Below are 18,662 nucleotides of genomic sequence, written 5' to 3'. Positions count from 1 at the left end.
GGCACACGGCACATCGGGAACCGGGCCCTCCCGGGCCCAGGCGTGGAAGGTAGTGCGACAGGAAACCCAAGGGTGGCGGGTCCGCGGGAACGCCGGGGATGTTTCCGCCCTGCCGCTCCTGTGCCCCAATGGTAGGCAGGCCCGAAAGGGCTGCCGGGTCCTGCTTGACACAGCTTTAGCCTGACAAAACGTTTATGCAGGACGATTTGTGATCCAGATCACGGCATTATGGCGTATTTAATTGCCTTTTGGTCTAGACCAGTTACGCCGACCGGGACACTGTGAAGCCCGCCTCGGCCCCGGGGGACAGCCGACCGCACGCCTTTTTCAGGTCCTCCTCGGCTTCGAAGAGGGACAGTCGCCGGTTCCGGACGGACTGGACCAGACCAGTGACGGTCAGGAGGAGGACCCTGGCTCCCACGGCGTCGCCGCAGGCACCCGCAACGAGCTTTTCGCTGAGTGCATCAATCTCGCGCAGGAGTGCGGTGGTGTCCTTGTCCGGGTGGTACACGCCCCGGCTGAGGCATTGCTCCACCGCGGGCTGCATGACGCGCATGTGGAAGATTTCCATCAGCAGGCCGGACAGCGCCCGGCCCCGGAAGCGCGGCGACGAGCCCCGGGAACCGGCCTGCAGCTCGTCCAGCTGCTGCCGGTACAGCGCCAGCATCAGGTGGGTGGGGGACGGAAAGTAACGGTAGAGGGTTCCCAGTGGCACGTCCGCTTTTTCTGCGACTTCGGAGAGTTCCACGGCGTCAAGACCCGTGCGGGCGAACCCTGCGGCGGTGTCCAGGATCCGCGTGTAGCGGAGGCGCTGGCGTGGAGCGGAAGGCCGGGCGGCCATGGGCGGATGGTCTGAAAAAGTCTCGGGCATCAGCATTCCGGGGTTGTGTCGTAGGGACTGCGGCCAGGAGCGCCCCCACTTCCGTACCGCCCTGCAGCCCGGTTCAACTATACGGCACAGGCGTGTGCCCTAATTAGTCAGCGGCCTTAGTTTCGGGCACCGGCAGGTCAGTCGACGCCCTTGATTTTCACCACGAAAACGGCACCCAGCAGCCCGATGGCAGCCGCCGTGAGGAACAGCGTCCGGTAGCCACCCCAGTAGGCCACGGCCAGCAGCGCCAGTCCCGGGGCAACCACCTGCGGCAGCGAGTTGGCCACGTTGATGATCCCCATGTCCTTGCCGCGGCTGACGGCGAACGGCAGAACCTGGGTCAGCAGCGCAAAGTCCACGGCCAGGTAGGCGCCGAAACCGACGCCCAGGACGGCGGCGCCGGCGAGCGCGCCGGGCCAGACGGGAAAGAAGGCCATGATGGCTCCGGCCATGGCGATTGTGGCCGAGGAGGCGATGACGAACGGTTTCCGCCTGCCCACCCGGTCACTCCAGGGACCGGCCACCACCGCGGTGGCCATGACCATCACCGCGTAGATACCCGTCAGGACCAGAACCCCCGCGGCAGGATCCTCATGGCCTATGACGTCACGCAGGAAGAAGAGCAGGTAGACGATGGTCAGCTGGTTTCCCACGTTGACCAGGAAGCGCGTGAGCCAGGCCCAGGCGAAATCCGGGTGGCGCCGGGGACTGATCCAGAAACCCTTGAGGAAAACCCTGGGCCGGAAAGCCTCCAGCCCGGACTTGGGCAGGGCGGGATCATTCCGGTGGAACAGGTACGGCAGCACGGACACCAGCAGGGCGCCCGCACACAGCCAGTAGCCCACCATGAAGTTGCCGGAGACCACTGCCCCGAAAACCGCGCCAGTGAGGATGCCAAGGGTCTGCCCCATGGCCGCGAGTCCGCCCACTCCCCCGCGCTGGATGACGGGAACCCGGTCCGGGACGGCGGCGGTAATGGCCGCGTACGCGGCATTTGCACCCAGCTGCACCAGGCACCAGAAAAGCACCATCAGGGCCACCGCGGCAGAGAAGGACATGGCCAGCAGCGCCGCCGTGGCCAGGACTGCCCCGGCCAGCACCCACGGGGCCCGCCGGCCGAACCGGGACGTGGTCCGGTCCGAGAGGGCACCGAAGAGGGGGTTGGCCACCAGCGAAACCCCCGCACCGCAGGCCGTCACCAGCGAGAGGATGGCTTCCTTGGAAGGCGCATCAATGCTGATGGCCTGCTGGCCGATGAACACGTTGATGGGACCGAAGAACGCCGCGTTGATGCCCACGTTCACCAGCACCAGGCCGGTGACCCAACGGGCGGTGACCTTCTGCACCGGCTCGGCGAACGCCGCCGTCGCGGTTTTGCCTGCGGCATCATCCGGCGGCGCGGGCGTGTTGAACGGACTCATTGGCGTGCTCCCCCTGGTGCGGCCGGCTGGCGGTGGAATCAGACTATCGTGGGCGGTACCGGGCCACCGGGCACGCGGCGGTCAACGCCGCCCGGGGGATCACGTTGCCGGGTAACAAATTGCCGAGTATCGAGGAGAACCAGATGAGCGCACCCACCCCGACCGAAGGCACAGCGGTCAATACCGCCGACCTCTACGATGAGCGCGGCGACGAGCTGGCGTCCGTCTCCCTGCAGTTCCAGTCCCTGGGCGGCCGCTCGCACTTCAGCGGCCCGGTCCGCACCATCCGCTGCTTCCAGGACAACGCCCTGGTGAAGTCCACGCTGGGGTCACCGGGGAACGGGGCGGTCCTGGTGGTGGACGGCGGCGGATCGCTGGGCACGGCCCTGATGGGGGACATGATCGCCGAAAGCGCCGTGGCAAACGGCTGGGCCGGCGTCGTCATCAACGGCGCCATCCGTGACCGGCTGGCGATCGCGGACCTGGACCTTGGCGTCAAGGCCCTGGGCAGCAACCCCAGGAAGAGCCAGAAGGCGGGGGCCGGCGAGGTTGACGTGGATGTGGTGATCGACGGCGTGACCTTCCGCCCCGGAGCCACCGTCTGGTGCGATCCGGACGGCATCCTCGTGGAGCGCCAGCAGGAAGCCCGGCAGGGCGGGGAATAAAAACAACGAGTAAGATAGTTACTGAAAGCAACTATCGCTGCTTATATCTTTTCCTTCCCCTTGGAGCACCCATGTCCAAAGCCACTGCCGCGCCCGGCCCCGGAGAAACCCTGACGCAACGCCAGATCGTCACCGTGATGGTGGGCCTGATGCTGGGCATGTTCCTGGCATCCCTTGACCAGACCATCGTCTCCACTTCCATCTACACCATTGCCAATGACCTGGACGGGCTCTCCCTGCAGGCGTGGGCCACCACCGCGTACCTGATCACCTCCACGGTCAGCACCCCGCTGTACGGCAAATTGAGTGACATCTTCGGACGCCGCCCGCTGTACCTGACCGCGATCCTCATCTTCCTGGTGGGCTCGCTTTACGCCGGCTCGGTCCACTCGATGACCGAACTCGCAGTTGCCCGCGGCATCCAGGGCCTTGGCGCCGGCGGCCTGCTGGCCCTGGCGCTGACCATCATCGGCGACATCGTCTCGCTCAAGGACCGCGCCAAGTTCCAGGGCTACTTCATGTCCGTGTTCGGCATCTCCTCGGTCCTGGGCCCGGTGGTGGGTGGGGCATTCGCCGGCTCGGCGAACATCCTCGGTTTTGACGGCTGGCGCTGGGTCTTCTTCATCAACATTCCCATTGGCCTTGCCGCGCTGACGGTGGTGTTCCTGTTCCTGCACCTGCCCGCCAAGCACCTGAAACAGAAAATCGACTACTGGGGCGCCGCCGCCATCACCGTGGCCATCGTTCCGCTCCTCCTGGTGGCTGAGCAGGGCCGCACGTGGGGGTGGACCTCCGTGAACTCTTTCCTCTGCTACGGCCTGGGTGTGGTGGGCATTGCCTGGTTCCTGCTGGCGGAGAAGCGCGCCGGCGACTACGCCCTGATCCCGCTCCGGCTCTTCCACAACATCACGTTCGGACTGTCCTCGCTGCTGAACTTCATCATCGGCATCGGCATGTTCGGCGCAATCGCCATGCTTCCGATGTACCTCCAGCTGGTCAAGGGCCTCACCCCCACCGAGGCCGGCCTGATGATGATCACCTTCACCGTGGGCATCCTGTTCGGCTCCATCACCGCCGGCCGCACCATCTCGGCCTCCGGCACGTTCCGCATCTTCCCCATCATGGGTACCGGCATCCTGACCGCCGCCGCCCTGGTGATGGGCTTCTCACTGGCAGTGGACACCGAACTCTGGGTCCCCGGATTCATCGCCGTCTTCTTCGGCGTCGGCCTGGGCTTCTGCATGCAGCCGCTCACCCTGGCCATGCAGACCTCGGTACCGCCGCGGGACATGGGCGTGGGAACCTCCTCCGCAGCGTTCTTCCGCTCCATGGGCGGCGCCGTGGGCACCGCCGTCTTCATCTCCATGCTCTTCAGCATGGCGGCAAGCCGCATTGCCGACGGCATGAAGGCCGCCACCACGGACCCCGCCTACCTGGCCGTCCTTAAGGACCCTGCCGTCGCGTCGGACCCTGCCAACGCCAAGCTCTACGAATTCTTCAAGAACGGCGCCTCCAACGATTCCCTGAACGACACCAGCTGGCTGCACACCGCCAACAGCACCCTCACCAGGCCCATCACCGAGGGTTTTGCCACGTCCATCGACACCGTGATGCTGACGGCGGCGGCGCTCACCGGCCTGGCGTTCCTCATCAGCTTCGCCCTTCCGCGGAAGAAGCTGACCGACCAGAAGGCATCCCCGCAGGACAAGGACAGCATGGAGATTCCGGCGCACTAGCCCGGAAGCGCATGGGTGGGACGACGACGGCGGCACGGCCCGCCGTCGTCGTCCTGCGTTAACGGGGCAAAAGGCGCCAAGTGGAACCTCGGGCGGTGACGTGCCACACTGTTTAGCGCGTGTGCGCCGGCCATTCTGCCGGTACCGCAGCCGACGACGTCCGCACCGCATCCATAAAACCCCCAAACCCAGGGAGAACCATGCCCACTGCACAGGAGCAGACCACAACCGGGATACCGCGGCGGGTGATCTGGCTGGCGCTCGCGGGGGCGGTGGGCGGATTCCTCTTCGGCTTCGACTCATCGGTGGTCAACGGCGCCGTGGACGCCATGAAGGAAGAATTTGCCCTGTCAGAGGCCGTCACGGGCTTCGCCGTAGCCATTGCCCTGCTGGGCTGCGCGGCCGGCGCCTTCCTGGCAGGCAAGGTGGCGGACCGCTACGGCCGCATTCCGGCCATGAAGCTGGGCGCCCTGCTGTTCCTGGTCAGCGCCGTGGGCACGGGTTTCGCGTTCGGCGTCTGGGACCTGGTGTTCTGGCGCCTGGTGGGCGGCCTGGGCATTGGGCTGGCCTCCGTCATCGCGCCCGCCTACATCTCCGAGATTTCGCCGCGAAAGGTCCGCGGCCGCCTGGCTTCGCTGCAGCAGCTGGCCATCACGACGGGTATTTTTGCCGCGCTGCTGTCTGACGCGCTCCTGGCCACCAGTGCCGGCGGTGCGGACCAGGCCTTCTGGCTGGGCATTGAATCATGGCGCTGGATGTTCCTGGCCGCCGCCGTCCCGGCCGTCGTTTACGGTTGGGTGGCGTTCACCCTGCCCGAGTCCCCGCGGTTCCTGGTGTTCCAGGGCAAAGAGGACCAGGCCCGGGAAGTCTTTGAGTCCATCGCACCCACCGAGGATGCCGGTCGGCATATCCGGGATATCCGGGAAGCCATTGAGGAAGACAAGCTGGCCGGGCAAAAGGGGTCCCTCCGCGGCAAGGCCTTTGGCCTGCAGGCTGTGGTTTGGGTGGGCATCACGCTGTCGGTGCTCCAGCAGTTCGTGGGCATCAACGTGATCTTCTACTACTCCACCACCCTGTGGAAGGCCGTGGGCTTCCAGGAGAAGGACTCCCTGGCCATCTCGGTGGCAACCTCCGTCACCAACATCCTGGTAACCCTCGTGGCCATCGCCCTGGTGGACCGCGTGGGCCGCCGGCCCATCCTGCTGGCCGGGTCCGTGGGCATGGCCGTGTCCCTGGGCGCCATGGCCGTGGCGTTCTCCTCGGCAACAGGCAGCGGCGAGAACATCAGCCTGCCGGGCGCGTGGGGCCCCGTGGCCCTGGTGGCCGCCAACGTCTTCGTGATCAGCTTCGGCGCGTCCTGGGGACCGCTGGTGTGGGTCCTCCTGGGCGAGATCTTCCCGTCCCGGATCCGTGCCCGGGCGCTGGGCCTGGCCGCAGCGGCCCAGTGGGTGGCCAACTTCGTGATCACCCTGAGCTTCCCGGTCATGGCAGCGGGCTCGCTGCCGCTGACCTATGCCATGTACGCCCTGTTCGCTGCGGCTTCCTTCTTCTTCGTCATGTTCAAGGTCCCGGAGACCAACGGCATGTCCCTGGAGCAGGCCGAGACGCTGTTCGTGCCCAAGGGCTCCGCCAAGGCCTAGCAACGCCCCATCACTTTTGGCGGCCTTCCCTGGAACGCCCCATCAGCTTCCGCATGAAAACACCAAACCCTCCATCACATGCCGTGATGGAGGGTTTGTCCGTTGGTGCGCCGGCAGCGGCTACACGACGTGCGGTTCGTGCGAGGACAGGTAGGCCCGGCCGCCGAACGCGACCAGGATGGCGATCACCATGGCCACCGCCCCGGCAAAGAACGGGACCTGCGGGCCGAAGTGCTCACCGAGCTGCGCCGCCGCGAACGGGGCCAGGGCACCGCCCATCCAGCGGACAAAGTTGTAGCCGGAGGAAGCCACCGGCCGGGGCGAATCAGAGACGCCCATGGCCAGTTCCGTGTAGATGGTGTTGTTGATGCCCAGCAGCGCGCCGGCAACAATGACCAGGACGACGACGGCAGGCACCGAGTGCCCCGCGGCCAGTCCCAGCCCGGCCAGGTCCAGCATGAGGACGAACAAAGTGCCGGTCAGTACCTTCACCGCGCCGAAGCGGGTCTGCAGGACCGGTGCAACGAAGACGGAAAATACCGCCACGGCCACACCCCAGCCAAAGAAGACGCCGCCGATGCCGTACGCGTCCATGCCCAGGATGAACGGGGTGAAAGCCAGGATGGTGAAGAAGCCGTAGTTGTAGAACAAGCCGCTTGCCGCCGTCGTCCGCAGTCCCTTGTGGCCCAGCGCCAGCAGGGGGTCCCGCAACCGCACCTTGCGCTCAGGCAGCGGCGTCCTGGGCAGGAGGGCGATCAGGGCGATGAAGGCGGCGGCCATGAGGACGGCGGTGCCGAAGAACGGGGCGCGCCACTGCCAGCCGCCCAGGAGGGCGCCGAGCAGCGGGCCGAGCGAGATGCCCAGGCCCAGTGCGGCTTCGTAGAGGATGATGGCGGTGCCGGCGCCGCCGCTGGCCACCCCAACAATGACGGCGAGGGCGGTGGCGACGAACAGGGCGTTGCCCAGTCCCCAGCCGGCGCGGAAGCCCACCAGCTCATCGACGCTGCCGGACAGGCCGGACAGCGAGGAGAACACGACGATGACGGCCAGGCCGATCAGCAGCGTCCGTTTGCCGCCGATGCGGGAGGAGACGAACCCCGTGATCAGCATGGCCAGCGCGGTGACCAGGAAGTAGCTGGTGAAGAGGAGGGAGACCTGGCTGGGGCTGGCGTCCAGGTTGGTGGCGATGGCCGGAAGGATGGGGTCCACCAGGCCGATGCCCATGAAGGCGAACACTGCGGCGAGGGCGGTGGCCCATACCGCCTTCGGCTGTTTGAGGAATGAGGCCTTTTCGGCCGTCAAGGTTGATTCTGGTGCTTGCAGGGTTTCTGCGAGCTGGCCTTCCATGGAGGGTGCTCCTAAGTTCGTGGCTGGTTCAGTTCTGGAGGGATGCGTTGATTTTGTCGATGACCGGCAGGGCCTCCGCCAGGGCTTGGCGGTCCTGGTCGGTGAGCGTGCTGAGGATGGCGGCCATCACCTGGTTGCGTCGCCGGTTTGCGGAGTCGACGGCGGCACGGCCTTCGGGGGTCAGGATCACCCTGACGGCGCGGGAGTCATCCGGGTCCGGTTCCCGGCGCGCCAGGCCTGCGCGTTCGAGCTTGATGATCTGTTCGGTAGCGCTGGGCACGCGGACACCGAGGTTCCGGGCGATCTCACCGACGCGCTGGCCCTCGCCGAGCAGCATCTTGAGGGTACTGAGCTGGGCGGCGCTGAGTTCACCGTCCGCGTCGAGGCGCCGGACCAGGTAGACGCTGTGCCGCAGGGCTTCACGGAAGGCGCCGGCAAGTTCGTGGAGCTGGGGATCGTCGTCAGTCATCGTTAGGTAGCCTAACAGTTAGGGAACCTAACGGTCAAGGCCTAGAGGGCCAGCTTCATGCCGACGTGGCTGGCCTCGAAGCCCAGCTGTTGGTAGAACCGCTGGGCTGCCGAACGGCTATGGTGCGTTGTCAGCTGCATCAGGTCGCAGCCCCGGCGCCGCGACTCCGCGATGGCCCAGCCCACCATGAGCCTCCCCAGGCCCTGCCCGCGAAGGGACGCGGCCACGCGGACACCTTCGAGCTGCGAGCGCCACCCGCCCTGCCTGGAGATGCCGGGAAGGAAGCTCAGCTGGAAGGTTGCAACCACCGGCCCTTCCTCTTCCCCCTGCGGCACCCTTTCGCCGACGAGCAGGAGATGGGCGGGGTCGGCGTGGATCGCGTCAAAGGCGCGTTCGTAGGGTTCCATATCCTTCGCGGTCTCGCGGCCGGCGCCCAGGGCGTCGTCGGCCAGCAGGCGCACCATGTCCGGGATGTCGGCACGCGTCGCGTGCCTGAGGCGGAACGTCCCGCCGTCAACGTCGGCGGTGAGCAAAGCAGGCGCGGCATTTGGGTTCTGGTTCACCCGCCCAGCTTGGCACAGACAAAGAACGACGCCGGCACTTGGGTAAGTGCCGGCGTCGTTCTGATGGAGCGTCGCCGGAATTCCTGCAGGATCTGATGGAGCGTTGCGCTTGAGGGCGCAGGTAATGATGGAGCGTGTCAGTTGGCGCGTCAGGCGGGGGTGCCGGCCATTTCGGCCTGCCGCTCCTCGACGAGGGTGGCAACGGCGGCGAACAGCGGGTGGCCAGGCGCCAGCCCGGTGATTTTTGCCGTGGCGTCGGCGGGGCTGGTGGAGCGAAGGATTTCTGCCAGCTCCGTGGCCTCTGTATCAGCGGGGTCGTTGAACCGGAGCGCTGATGCGATGGCACCAAGCAGGGCCTCCGGCACCACGCCACGTTCGGCCAGCTCGGCGGCGGGGCCGATGAAGCGCTCGTTCCGGCTCAGCTTCCGCAGCGGAGCACGGCCCACCCGGTTGACGGTGTCCGGAAGATAGGGATTGGAGAACCTGACCAGGATCTTCTGGACGTAGGCTTCCTGCTCATCGTTGCTGAACCCGTGCTTGGCCACCAGGAGCTGCTTGGTTTCCTCCAGCACCGCCCGGACATCCTCCGCCACGTCCTGGTCCGCCATGGCGTCGGAGATCTTCTCCAGGCCCGCCTCGAACCCGAAGTATGCCGCCGAGGCGTGGCCGGTATTCACGGTGAACAGCTTCCGCTCGATGTAGGGCGAGAGGTCGTCCACGAACGTGGCGCCGGGAATGGCCGGAGCGGAGTCACCGAACGCGGTGCGGTCGATGACCCATTCGTAAAAAGTCTCCACTGTTACGTCCAGCCCCTGCCCGGCCTCCTGGTTGGGCACGATCCGGTCCACGGCAGTATTGGCGAACACTGCCTTGCCGTCCAGCACTGCGGCGGTGGCCCCTGGCTGGGCGGCCACCTCCTTGGCCAGGATGTCCGTGGCGTTGATCGCGTTCTCACAGGCCATCACCTGCAGGGGCGCCCGGCCGGGTTCCCTTGCGGCGATGCCCTTGGCGATCACCGGCGCCACGAACTTCAGGATGTGCGGGCCCACTGCGGTGGTGACGATGTCCGCCGTGGCGATCTCGGAGACCAGTTCCGCCTCCTGGGCGTTGGAGTTCAGCGCCCGGAAGTTGTCCACGGTCCGCACGGCGGGATTCTCCCCCACTTCGTGCACGGCGTAGCTGTCCGCTTCCTTGAGCCGGTTGATCAGGTCTTCGGCCACGTCCGCGAACACCACTTCGTAGCCGGCGTCATGCAGGAGCAGCCCCACGAAGCCGCGGCCGATGTTGCCGGCCCCAAAATGTACTGCCTTCACTATGCGTTGACCTTTCCGAAAAGCTCCAGGACTTCATCCTCGGATGTGGCGGCCTCGAGCCGGGCAACCTGTTCCTTGTTGGTGAAGACCTTGGCGATGGACGACAGGATGTGCAGGTGCTCGTTGTTGATGCCGGCGACGCCCACCACGAACTTCACCTGCTTGCCGTTCCAGTCGATGCCTTCCGGGTACCGGATGACGGAAACCGCCGACTTGCGGATGTGGTCCTTGGCGGCGTTGGTGCCGTGCGGGATGGCCAGGAAGCTGCCCATGTAGGTGGATACGGACTCTTCCCGCTCATGCATGGCGGCGATGTAGCCCTCATCCACGGCGCCACGGGCCAGCAGCAGCCGGCCCGCCTCGTCGATGGCGGCGTCGCGGGTGGTGGCCGAACCGCGCATGACCACGCTCTCGCGGGCCAGGATGTCGGAGCTGCCGGCGGCAGGAGCTGCCGCTGCCGCACCTGCTGCGGCAGGCGCTGCGTCCACCGGCGCCTCGGCGGCGTGCGCTCCGTGGGCGGTGCCGGCGTCGGACGTTCCGCCTTCCGTGTTGCTCTCGCGGACCAGCTCGACGATCTCGTCGTACCGCGGGCTGCTCATGAAGTTGTCCACCGAGTAGTGGACGGCACTGGACGTGGCCGGCTTGGCCCGTTCGGTTAGGTCCTGGTGGGTGACTACAACGTCGTAAGTGTCACTGAGGCTGGCGATGGAGGCGTTGGTGACCTTGACGTCCGGGAACCCGGCCGCCTTGATCTTGTTCCGCAGCACCGAGGCGCCCATGGCGCTGGAGCCCATGCCGGCGTCGCAGGCGAACACGATGTTCCGGACGGGTCCGGCCAGCACGCCCACTCCGCCGCGGCCGCCGGACGCGGCACCTGCGGAAGCGCCTGCACCTGCACCTGCACCGGTCAGGGTGGAGGAAACCGAGCTCTTCTTGCCCTTCATTGCCTCCATGCGGGCGGTGGCGTCGCCCAGGTCTGTTTCGTCACTGTGCTTGGTGGTCTTCATGATGACGGAGGCCACCAGGAAGGATGCCGTGGCGGCGAGCACCACCGACAGGATCACGCCGAGGTAGCTGTCGCGGGACGTCTGGGCCAGCACGGCGAGGATGGAGCCCGGGGCGGCCGGCGCAACCAGGCCCGCGCCGGTGACGGCCAGGGTGGCGATGCCGGTCATGCCGCCTGCGATTGCGGCCAGGATCAGCAGCGGGCGCATGAGCACGTACGGGAAGTAGATCTCGTGGATGCCGCCCAGGAAGTGGATGATCGCAGCACCGGGCGCCGACGCCTTGGCGGCGCCGCGGCCGAAGAACATGTAGGCCAGCAGGATGCCGAGGCCAGGGCCCGGGTTCGCCTCGAGCAGGAACAGGATGGACTTGCCCTGGTCCAGCGACTGCTGGACGCCCAGCGGGGTCAGCACGCCGTGGTTGATGGCGTTGTTCAGGAACAGGACCTTGGCGGGCTCGATGAAGATGCTGGTCAGCGGCAGGAGGCCGTTGTTGACCAGGAACTGCACCACGTTCCCGGCGCCCGTGCTGAAGGCCGTGACCAGCGGTGAAATGCCGAAGAAGCCCAGCATGGCGAGCAATGCGCCCCAGATGCCGGCAGAGAAGTTGTTGACCAGCATTTCGAAGCCGGGGCGGATCTTGCCCTCCCACAGCATGTCGATCTTCTTCATGGTCCAGCCGCCCAGCGGGCCCATGATCATGGCGCCGATGAACATGGGGATGCCGGCACCGACGATCACGCCCATGGTGCCGATGGCCCCCACCACGCCGCCGCGGACGTCATAGACGTTCTTGCCGCCGGTGTATCCGATCAGGAGTGGCAGCAGGTAGGTGATCATGGGGCCCACAAGGCCGACGTTGGGCTTCCCGCCGGTCTCACCGAAGCCACCGAGGACGGGTACGGGCAGCCAGCCCTTCTCAATGAAGAGGGCCGTGATGATGCCCCAGGCGATAAACGCCCCGATGTTGGGCATGATCATGCCGGACAGGAATGTCCCGAACTTTTGGACGTGCACGCGCGCGCTGGTGCGGGGTTTTGCAACTGTCTCTGTTGCCATGTGATTTCCTAACCTCATTCCTGCTGCTCCGCAGGAGTGGTCCGATGATTACGACGACGTACTGCTGGGTACTGCGGGGGTCCGGGGCTAACCGGCAGGGCTGGTGGAGATCCGGTGAAGCCATTCGAGGAAGAGCTTGAGTTCCGAGCTGGAAAGCTGGTCAGAGTGCGAAGCCTGAAGTGCGGCGTTCAGGGCGATCGCTGCCACCACCACCGAGGACTTACCGGTGCCGCCCGGGGCCGGGCCGCTGGCGGGCTCGGCGGACACCGCGAAGATCATGGCGTCCCGGGTCATGGTGGACAGTTCGAGGTTGCGTTCGGAAGCGGGCTCCGCAATCAGCATCAGCGTCACGCCCACGTTGGCAGCCAGGATGGACCTGGCTGCCTCCCGGGGCTGGACGTTCAGCTGGCCCGCCGCCGCTGCCTTGTTCAGCATCTCCTCCATGAGCGCCTCGGCGTCCGCCACGATGGCAGGCCGGCTCTCCGGGCGGATATTGCCGAACATCACCAGGTACAGCTCGGGCTGGTTCAGTCCGAACTGGACGTGGTTGTCCCACATTCTCCGGATGTCCTCGATGGGCTGTCCGGAGGGGGCGAAATCCCTTTCGCCCGCGACATATTCTTCAAACCCTGCGGCGACGACGGCGTCGAACAAACCTTCCTTGTCACCGAAGTGGTGGTACAGCGTAGGAGCCGAAACCCCGGCCAGCTGCGTGATCTGGCGCGTGGACACCGGAGCCCCCGCGGATTTCGCCAGCAGTTCCGCGGCAGCACGGAGCAGCCGCATCTTGGGGGGAAGCTGGCCATCCAAACTCATAACCGCTACCCTAGCACCTATAGCGTTGCTATATGAACTGAATCACATACAATTTTTTCAGGCACGTTTCCCGCCCTGGACGTAGCAGTCCTCCGGCGGACCCGGCACGGCGCCGGGGGAACTTGGCGGGCCTGTCTACCGGCAGAGAATGAGGACCTTCAGTGCAGAACTTCCCAGGAGTAGGCGTCAGTCCAGGCCGCGTCATCGGCACCATCCGGCAGATGCCCAAACCGATCAGTGAGCCTCCCGCCGGTGAACAGCTGGCCCCGGACACCACTGCAGAAGAAGCCACCGCAGCACTGAAGGCCGCCGCGCAGGCCGTGCACGACGAACTGAAGGACCGCGCCGCCCATGCCACCGGCGACGGCAAGGCCGTCCTGGAGGCCACCGCCCTGATGGCCAAGGACACCATGCTGATCAAGGGTGCGGCCAAGCTGGTGGCCCGCGGCACCTCTGCCGAACGCGCCATCTGGGAGTCCGGCTCCTCCGTCTCCGAAATGCTGCACAACCTGGGCGGCTACATGGCCGAACGTGCCACCGACGTCCTGGACGTGCGCGCCCGCATCGTGGCCGAGCTCCGCGGCGTGCCCGCGCCCGGCATTCCCGCGTCCAACACCCCGTTCGTCCTGGTGGCCGAGGACCTGGCCCCCGCGGACACCGCAACGCTTGACCCGAACAAGGTCCTGGCGCTGGTCACCGCCGGCGGCGGCCCCCAGTCCCACACCGCCATCATCGCCCGGTCCCTTGGCCTGCCCGCCGTGGTTGCCGCCGTGGGAGTGGACGAACTGCCGGACGGCACCGAGGTGTACGTTGACGGCGCGGCCGGCCTCATCACTTCCGACCCCGACGAATCCCTCCGGGCAACAGCGGAAGCATGGGCCGCCACGGCGTCGCTGCTGGCTGAATTCACCGGCACGGGCGCGACGGCGGACGGCCACGAGGTGCCGCTGCTCGCCAACGTGGGCGGCGGCAAGGACGCCGAAGCGGCCGCCAAGCTGGGCGCCCAGGGCGTGGGCCTGTTCCGCACCGAGTTCTGCTTTTTGGAGCGCGACACCGAACCCAGCGTCGAAGAGCAGGCTGCTGCCTACAAGAGCGTTTTTGATGCCTTCCCCGGCAAGAAGGTGGTCCTCCGGACGCTGGATGCCGGCGCGGATAAGCCGCTGCCGTTCCTGACGGATTCCACGGAGCCCAACCCGGCCCTTGGCGTCCGCGGCTACCGCACCGACTTCACCACCCCCGGCGTCCTGGACCGGCAGCTGGAAGCCATTGCCCTGGCCCAGAAGCAGTCAGAAGCCGACGTCTGGGTCATGGCCCCGATGATCTCCACTGCGGAAGAAGCGGCCCGGTTCGCCTCCATGTGCGCCGACGCGGGCATCAAGACCCCCGGCGTGATGGTGGAGGTCCCCTCCGCGGCCCTCACCGCCGAGGCCATCCTCCGCGAAGTCAGCTTTGCCAGCCTGGGCACCAACGACCTCACCCAGTACGCCATGGCCGCCGACCGCCAGCTCGGCCCGCTGGCCAACCTGAACACCCCGTGGCAGCCGGCCGTCCTGCGGCTGGTCGGACTGACGGTTGAAGGATCCCGGGCCGAGGGCCACAACAAACCGGTGGGTGTCTGCGGCGAGGCCGCCGCCGATCCCGCCCTCGCCGTCGTCCTCACCGGACTGGGCGTCAGCACCCTGTCCATGACGGCGCGGTCCCTCGCCGCGGTGGCAGCAGTCCTGAAGACGGTAACCCTGTCCGAAGCCCAGGACCTGGCCAAGCTCGCCCTGTCCGCGCCGAGCGCCACCGAGGCGCGCGCGTGGGTCCGGGAAAAGCTGCCGGTATTGGAGGAGCTGGGGCTCTGACGGGTCCGCGGCCACGCCGGCTGCGGCCGGGATAGGCTACGTCCATGGCATTGATAGCCCCCCGCGTCACGGCCGGCCTGCCCGCCGGCGAAGCCCGCGTCCTGACGCGCGCCCTCGAGGACAGCAATGACATCACTGTCTTCGTCGACGGAACGGTCCATCGGCTGCCCGGGCAGGCACGGGACGCCGTCGTGGACCTCCTTGCCCGGCTGGGCCGCGGCGAAACGGTGACCGTGAGCAGCGTGGCGGAAATGCTGACCACGTCGCAGGCGGCAGAGCTGGCGGGGATTTCGCACACCTACCTGCGCAACATGACGGACCGCGGTGAGATCCCGGTGGAGTACCGCGGCTCGCACCGGCGGATCCGGCAGGCTGACATCATGGCGTGGCTCGAAAGCCAGAAACTTGCCGAACACAAGCGCAGGCAGGACAAGAACGCCGGGGCAGACGCCGGCCCGCGGGAATAGTGCCCATGGCGAAGGCCGGAGGCGGGACAATCCCTCCGCTGCAGTCAGCCGACCTGGAAGCCCACGGGCTGAAAGGCCGGATCCTCTGGGCTGATGGAACACCTGCACCGGGGCTGGAACGCGCGGACGGTTCGCGAGAGCGCGCATACATCCTCATCCACGGGATCGGCGTTTCCCACCGCTACCTCCGCCGCCTGCACGGTGAGCTCGCCGCCACTGCCCCCACCTATTCCCTGGACCTGCCGGGCTTTGCCGGCACCCCCAGGCCGGGGAGGCAGTTGTCCGTGGAGGACTACGGCGCCTTCATCGCGCAGGCTCTGACGGCCAGCGGCATTGGCCCGTACATCCTGGTGGGACATTCGATGGGCGTCCAGTTCGCCATCGAGGCGGCACTCTGCGCACCGGACCAGGCACTGCGGCTGGTGTTGATGGGTCCCGTGGTCGATTCGCGGCACCGCAGCGTGGGGCGGCAGGGCCTGGCACTGTTCCTGGACTCGCTCCTCCGGGAAAGCGCCTCCTCCAACTGGCTGGTGGTGTCGGACTACTTACGCTGCGGTCCGCGATGGTACTTCACCGTGCTCCCCGTGATGATGGGCTACCCCACGGAGCTGCGGCTGGCGGGCATCAATGTGCCGGTGCTGGTCCTGCGCGGGAAACAGGACCCGGTGGCGGGCGCGGATTGGTCGCGCCTCCTTGCCCAGGTGGTGCCGCAGGGACGCTTTGTTGAGATCGACCGGGCAGGACACGTGGCCCAGCACCTGCGGCCACGGCAGGTAGCGGCCGCCATCATGTCCTTCACCGAGGCCGGTGCCTAACGCCAGGTCTGGGTACTCAGATCCTTGGCCTCGCCGCCCAGCGCCGCATCTTCAACGCGGCGTGCAGCTCCAGGCGGGGCATCCCCTTCAGCGGGTCCACCCCCAGCAGCTGCCGGATCCGGCCCAGCCTGTTGTAGATGCTGCTGCGGTGCAGGTGGAGCTTGCCGGCCACATCCTGCACGGACCCATCGTTGTCATACAGGAGTTCAAGGACCGGGATGAGCTCGCCGTTGCGGTCGTGGTCCTCGAGCATCCGGAAGTACACCGAACCGGAATCCGCCCAGGCCCCCACCCCTCCCCCGGCCGAGGCGAGAAGCTGGTAGACGCCCGTTGCGCGGATGTCCACCAGTTCACCCAGCTGCGGGTCCACGGCTGCCGCCTGCGCTGCCACCCGCGACTGCCGGTATGCCTCGGAGAGCTGGCGGGTCTTGGAGAAGCCCTCGCTGATGCCCAGGATGATCCGGTGGACCGGGCGGCCGGACCGTTTGGCCAGCTCCAGCTGGTAGTGGACCAGGACCTGGGCGTGGTTGGCCCGGCCCGTCGACTCGCGGAACAGCACCACCGAGTGGGTTTCCGTACCGGCGCTGAAAAGGGCGGCGTCCACGCCCACGGTGGCCTGGAGCGCTGTGGAGCGGTGGATCAGGGTGGACGCGATGGGGTCCGGGCCGCTGGCCCAGCCGTCCGCATCGAGCACCGTGACCATCTGCCACGGACCGCGGCCCTGGACTTCCTTCCACCCGGCCACGGCGGCCACAGCGTTCGGTTCTCCCGCGCAGGCGGCCAGGAACTCCCGCTCCCGGCCCCGCCGGAATTCGGATTCGGCCGTATTCGAATCGAGCAGGAGGCCGGACAGCAGCTCAAGCTCATGGTTCACGCCCGGCAGCTGGGTGAGGATCGCCGTCGGGCTTTCCTCCGCGGAGTCCTGCTGCACCCAGAGGTAACCCACGCGGAAGCCCCGCACCATGAGCGGAACGCAGACCCTGCCCAGCATGCCCAGATCAGGGTTGGCCGGGACCACAACGGGCCGCACGGCGGTGGCGATGCCGTGCGAGAGCTGCCACGCGCTCACGTCCGCCGGGACCTTTTTGCTCAGCAGGAAGTTCACCCGCACCCGGTCGGCGTGGGACTGGTTGGAGCTGTAGGCCAGCAAAAGGCCGTCCAGGTCCTCGAGGGACAGGCCGCGCCCCAGCTTCTGCGCCACCTGTTCGACGAGCTGTTCCACACCCTGCTGCTGCATGGGGCAACACTACTGCGCTGGAAGCTCTACAGACGAACGGACACGAGGCGACACCTGACGCTTCAGTGCTCGACACCTGTCGAGCACTGAAGCGTCAAAACCGCGGAATCACGGGGGTCCTTGGCATGGCTGCAAGCCCGCTCCGTGTCACGTGGCTCACAGCCGGATTTATCGTTGAAACACGAAATCCTTTCCGTTTTTTCGGCCCACCGGCCCCGCACACTGGAGCAGACGATGATCATCGGCGTCCCCAAAGAAATCAAGAACAACGAATTCCGCGTGGCCATCACCGCGGCCGGAGTCCACGAATTCCGCACCCACGGACACACCGTCCTGGTGGAGCGCGGTGCCGGCCTGGGCTCAGGCATTACCGATGAGGAATACTCGATCGCGGGCGCCGAGATCGTTAACGAGGCGGACGATGTCTGGGCCCGGGCCGACATGGTGATGAAGGTCAAGGAGCCCATCAAGTCCGAGTACCACCGCTTCCGCAAGGGCCTGATCCTCTTCACCTACCTGCACCTGGCTGCCGAGCCGGAACTCACCCGCGAACTCATCAACTCCGGCGTCACTGCCATCGCCTACGAAACGGTGCAGGAAGGCCGCTCGCTGCCGCTGCTGGCCCCGATGTCCGAGGTTGCCGGCCGCCTCTCCGTCCAGGTGGGTGCCACCTCGCTGATGGCTCCGGCCGGCGGCAAGGGCGTCCTGCTGGGCGGCGTTCCCGGCGTGCGCCCCGCCAAAGTGGTGGTCCTGGGCGCCGGTGTTGCCGGCACCAACGCCGCAGCCATGGCCCTGGGCCTGGGTGCCGACGTCACTATCCTGGACATCAACATCAACCGCCTGCGCGAACTGGACGCCCAGTACCAGGGACGGCTGAAGACGGTTGCCTCCAACAAGTACGAGATCGAAAAGTCAGTGGTGGACGCCGACCTGGTGATCGGTTCCGTCCTGATCCCGGGCGCCAAGGCCCCCAAGCTGGTCACCAACGACCTCGTGGCCCGGATGAAGCCCGGCTCGGTCCTGGTGGACATCGCGGTGGACCAGGGCGGCTGCTTCGAGGACACGCACCCCACCACGCACCAGGAACCCACGTACAAGGTGCACAACACCATCTTCTACTGCGTGGCCAACATGCCCGGCGCCGTGCCCAACACCTCCACCTACGCGCTGACCAACGTCACCCTGCGCTACGCCGTGTCCCTGGCCAACCTGGGGGTCAGGGCCGCCTTCGACCGCGACCCCGCCCTCGCCGCCGGCCTGAACATCGCCGCCGGCCACGTGGCACACCACTCCGTGTCCGAAGCCCACAACCTGCCCCTCGTCAAGGACTGGCACGAACTGGTCTCCGCGTAAGCCCCTCCGTCGATTGCTCCCTACTCGCCCCTTTGAGCC

Annotated in this window: 16 protein-coding genes; 7 read left to right on the top strand and 9 right to left on the bottom strand. The window is 66.9% G+C overall.

What is annotated here, in order from left to right:
• Window positions 1–262: 262 nt before the first annotated feature.
• Entirely contained in the window at window positions 263–871 is a 609-nt protein-coding gene (locus AC3ANU_RS02955) for a TetR/AcrR family transcriptional regulator (protein WP_134164906.1), read from the bottom strand.
• A gap of 137 nt (window positions 872–1,008) precedes the next feature.
• Window positions 1,009–2,292 carry an MFS transporter gene (locus AC3ANU_RS02950; protein WP_488315411.1) on the bottom strand — a complete coding sequence of 428 codons (1,284 nt, stop codon included), beginning with the start codon at window positions 2,290–2,292 and terminating at the stop codon, window positions 1,009–1,011.
• A 143-nt stretch (window positions 2,293–2,435) separates the two neighbouring features.
• Between AC3ANU_RS02950 and rraA the strand changes: the two genes are divergently transcribed.
• The 3 genes from rraA to AC3ANU_RS02935 all read left to right on the top strand — a co-directional run bounded on the left by rraA (window position 2,436) and on the right by AC3ANU_RS02935 (window position 6,333).
• Entirely contained in the window at window positions 2,436–2,957 is a 522-nt protein-coding gene (gene rraA, locus AC3ANU_RS02945; protein WP_134164904.1) for a ribonuclease E activity regulator RraA, read from the top strand.
• Between the two features lie 71 nt (window positions 2,958–3,028).
• Window positions 3,029–4,693 (top strand): MDR family MFS transporter, encoded by a 1,665-nt coding sequence (locus AC3ANU_RS02940; protein ID WP_488315410.1) that lies wholly within the window; start codon window positions 3,029–3,031, stop codon window positions 4,691–4,693.
• 200 nt (window positions 4,694–4,893) lie between these two features.
• Window positions 4,894–6,333, top strand: a complete 1,440-nt coding sequence (locus AC3ANU_RS02935) for a sugar porter family MFS transporter (protein WP_026265837.1) — start codon at window positions 4,894–4,896, stop codon at window positions 6,331–6,333.
• Window positions 6,334–6,453: 120 nt separating this feature from the next.
• On the opposite strand, the gene AC3ANU_RS02930 is transcribed toward AC3ANU_RS02935, so the two are convergent.
• The 6 genes from AC3ANU_RS02930 to AC3ANU_RS02905 form a co-directional block, all read right to left on the bottom strand.
• Window positions 6,454–7,680: an MFS transporter gene (locus AC3ANU_RS02930; RefSeq protein ID WP_056392496.1), complete on the bottom strand. Its 1,227-nt coding sequence runs from the start codon at window positions 7,678–7,680 to the stop codon at window positions 6,454–6,456.
• Window positions 7,681–7,708: 28 nt separating this feature from the next.
• Window positions 7,709–8,149: a MarR family winged helix-turn-helix transcriptional regulator gene (locus tag AC3ANU_RS02925; protein ID WP_056392494.1), complete on the bottom strand. Its 441-nt coding sequence runs from the start codon at window positions 8,147–8,149 to the stop codon at window positions 7,709–7,711.
• 41 nt (window positions 8,150–8,190) lie between these two features.
• On the bottom strand, window positions 8,191–8,682 hold the full coding sequence (locus AC3ANU_RS02920) for a GNAT family N-acetyltransferase (protein WP_488316014.1): 492 nt from the start codon (window positions 8,680–8,682) through the stop codon (window positions 8,191–8,193).
• Window positions 8,683–8,861: 179 nt separating this feature from the next.
• Window positions 8,862–10,025 (bottom strand): mannitol-1-phosphate 5-dehydrogenase, encoded by a 1,164-nt coding sequence (locus AC3ANU_RS02915; RefSeq protein WP_018769735.1) that lies wholly within the window; start codon window positions 10,023–10,025, stop codon window positions 8,862–8,864.
• Window positions 10,025–12,088, bottom strand: coding sequence for a PTS mannitol transporter subunit IICBA (locus AC3ANU_RS02910; RefSeq protein ID WP_488315409.1), 2,064 nt, complete (start codon window positions 12,086–12,088; stop codon window positions 10,025–10,027). Before AC3ANU_RS02910 ends, AC3ANU_RS02915 begins: the two co-directional genes overlap by 1 nt.
• Before the next feature lie 87 nt (window positions 12,089–12,175).
• The gene (locus AC3ANU_RS02905) at window positions 12,176–12,904 is read right to left on the bottom strand and encodes a TetR/AcrR family transcriptional regulator (RefSeq protein WP_026265838.1); all 729 of its coding nucleotides are present in this window, start codon (window positions 12,902–12,904) and stop codon (window positions 12,176–12,178) included.
• A gap of 161 nt (window positions 12,905–13,065) precedes the next feature.
• Here AC3ANU_RS02905 and ptsP point away from each other — a divergent pair, with 161 nt between their 5' ends.
• The 3 genes from ptsP to AC3ANU_RS02890 are packed head-to-tail and all read left to right on the top strand — an operon-like array spanning window position 13,066 to window position 16,033.
• Entirely contained in the window at window positions 13,066–14,751 is a 1,686-nt protein-coding gene (gene ptsP / locus AC3ANU_RS02900; RefSeq protein WP_018769738.1) for a phosphoenolpyruvate--protein phosphotransferase, read from the top strand.
• Between the two features lie 44 nt (window positions 14,752–14,795).
• Window positions 14,796–15,218, top strand: coding sequence for a helix-turn-helix domain-containing protein (locus tag AC3ANU_RS02895; protein ID WP_144601167.1), 423 nt, complete (start codon window positions 14,796–14,798; stop codon window positions 15,216–15,218).
• Window positions 15,219–15,223: 5 nt separating this feature from the next.
• A complete protein-coding gene (locus AC3ANU_RS02890) occupies window positions 15,224–16,033 on the top strand; it encodes an alpha/beta fold hydrolase (protein WP_488315408.1) in 810 nt (269 codons plus the stop codon).
• Between the two features lie 16 nt (window positions 16,034–16,049).
• Here the strand turns inward: AC3ANU_RS02890 and AC3ANU_RS02885 are convergent, their stop codons facing one another.
• Window positions 16,050–17,270 (bottom strand): PucR family transcriptional regulator, encoded by a 1,221-nt coding sequence (locus AC3ANU_RS02885; protein WP_056392484.1) that lies wholly within the window; start codon window positions 17,268–17,270, stop codon window positions 16,050–16,052.
• A 234-nt stretch (window positions 17,271–17,504) separates the two neighbouring features.
• Between AC3ANU_RS02885 and ald the strand changes: the two genes are divergently transcribed.
• The gene (ald, locus tag AC3ANU_RS02880; RefSeq protein WP_026265840.1) at window positions 17,505–18,623 is read left to right on the top strand and encodes an alanine dehydrogenase; all 1,119 of its coding nucleotides are present in this window, start codon (window positions 17,505–17,507) and stop codon (window positions 18,621–18,623) included.
• The last annotated feature ends 39 nt before the right edge of the window (window positions 18,624–18,662 follow it).

This window comes from Arthrobacter sp. SDR-2R (genome assembly GCF_057747955.1).
The sequence above is the reverse complement of the archived record's forward strand: the minus strand, read 5'-3'. Positions and strand labels throughout refer to the sequence as shown.